The organism is Mesorhizobium sp. M1E.F.Ca.ET.041.01.1.1, from assembly GCF_003997355.1.
In the GTDB taxonomy this organism is placed as follows: domain Bacteria; phylum Pseudomonadota; class Alphaproteobacteria; order Rhizobiales; family Rhizobiaceae; genus Mesorhizobium.
In genome coordinates this window covers 1-1,892 of sequence record NZ_RZSL01000874.1, presented here as the reverse complement: position 1 = coordinate 1,892, position 1,892 = coordinate 1, and the positions used below count along the sequence as shown (strand labels likewise).

Annotated in this window: 2 protein-coding genes; both read right to left on the bottom strand. The window is 68.4% G+C overall.

Annotation, left to right across the window (positions count from 1 at the left end):
* Positions 1 to 623, bottom strand: a 623-nt coding sequence (locus tag EOA38_RS35310) for a glycosyltransferase family A protein (protein ID WP_145966246.1), incomplete at its 3' end; no start/stop codon positions are given.
* A gap of 355 nt (positions 624 to 978) precedes the next feature.
* The coding region (locus EOA38_RS35300; protein WP_127301391.1) for a glycosyltransferase at positions 979 to 1,892 on the bottom strand (914 nt) is incomplete at its 5' end.

The following is a 1,892-nucleotide window of genomic DNA, read 5'->3' as shown; positions in this document are numbered from 1 at the left end:
GCCGAACGCAGCGCCCCGCCAGCGCCGAAACGTTCGTCGAAGGGGCCGATCAAGGCGGCGACGTCGCGATGCATGGTCATGTTGCAGCCGAGCACGAAACCGCCCGGATGGACGGCGGGCGTCAGCCGCTCGCGTTTGTCGCAGCGTTTTATCGTGAAAGGCAGGTCGCGCGCGTCGCCGATCTCGACGCGGCCGCCGCGGATCAGCCATTTATCGCCGCTTGCATAATGCCGTTCGAGGTCGACGAGGTAGTTGCGGTCGAGCCTGCAATCGTCGTCGACGAAGACCAGAACGCGCCCGCGCGCCCGCGCCAGCCCGGCATTGCGCGCCGTCGCCAGTCCGGGGCGCGGCTCGCGGATCGTGGTCAGGAGAAGGTCGGAGGCCGCGGCGATCCGGGAAAGATATTCCGCCGTGCCGTCGCGCGAGCCGTTGTCGACCACCACCAGTTCGGCGGCGAAGGTGGGGTGCGCCCTGCAGGCGGCCCGGATCGAGTCGATGCAGGCTTCCAGCACCGTCGCGCGGTCGCGCGTGCAGACGATGAAGGAGACCCGCGGCCGCTGCCTGGGCCAGGGAGGCGCGGGCAGGACCGGGAGCCGCGGCAGCGGATGGCGCGCGTCGTTCATGGCGTGGCCTCGGCGGCTGCCTCGCCCCGACAGATAGATGCGATGCGTCGCGATCCTTCACACCCCCCTCTGTCCTGCCGGACATCTCCCCCGCAAGGGGGGAGATTGGACGTCGCCTCGACTTTCGCCAATCTCAAGCGGCGAATAAGTGGGCGCCGTCGGCGAAGCCGCCAATCTCCCCCCTTGCGGGGGGTGAGGAGTGGTCCGCGAAGCGGACGCGAAGCCAATTGCTTGGCTTCGCGAACGACGAACGCCCGGAGCGGTAGCGAAGGGCCGGAGCCGGCAGGCCAGAGGGGGGTGCTGTCCCGCCAGCATTGGCGGTTACAGCCCTGTATGACAACTTGGCCCATCTCCCTCATGCCGTCCCCATCCGATAGCGTGCCAGCACCGATGCCGCCGGCGCGGATTTGAAGCGGTGGGCCATCCGGTCCGCGCGTTTGCCCGCCCACATCGAGGCCTGGCTCAGCCAGGGGGCCCAGGCACCGGGGCTGAGCGCGTATTTCTCGCGGCGGCGGATCGCGTTCCATTTCGCGGCAAGCGTCAAAAGCTCGTGGGTCAGGGCCGGGCGTTCCTCGTCGTTTACGAGCTGGTAGAGAAAATAGAACAGGTTGAGCGCGCCGGCCTCGAAGCTCGGCCGGGTTGCCGCTGGCAGTGCCGCGATATGCTCCTCCAGCGCGCGGATGAAGGCTGCCGCCCGTCGCACGGTGTCGAAGGAAACCTCGTCACCGATGGCGCGTAGGTCTGTGCTGTCCTGCGCCAGGCCCTCGTGCTCGAGATTCTCCGCCACGATCCTGAGATGCGTGCGCCGCATCTCCCTCGTATGCCGGCTGGTCACGCTGCCGGGATGCACGCGGTAGACCAACAGGCTCTCCTCCATCATGGCCGCCGGATAGCAGCCGGCAAGCCGCCGGAAGAGGTCGAAATCCTCGGCATGCCGGTAGGTACCGTCGTAATGGAGGTCGGCCTCGCCGATGATCCGGCGGTTGTAGACCACCGTCGGGTGCATGAAGATCGTGAAGAACTGCGACAGCACGGAGAGGTCGAGGCGGAACACCGGATCGAGCCTGCCCCGTGCGACGCGGCCGTATTGCAGCATGTCGACAAGCGAGCCGCAGAAGCCGAGCTCGGGCCGCGCGGCAAACAGCGCCGCCTGCCGCGACAGGCGCCAGGGATAGGCGAAGTCGTCGGCATCCATGCGCGCGACCAGCTCGCCGCGCGCGACCGCCAGCCCCTCGTTGAGGCTGGCGACGAGGCCGCGGTTCTCGCGCG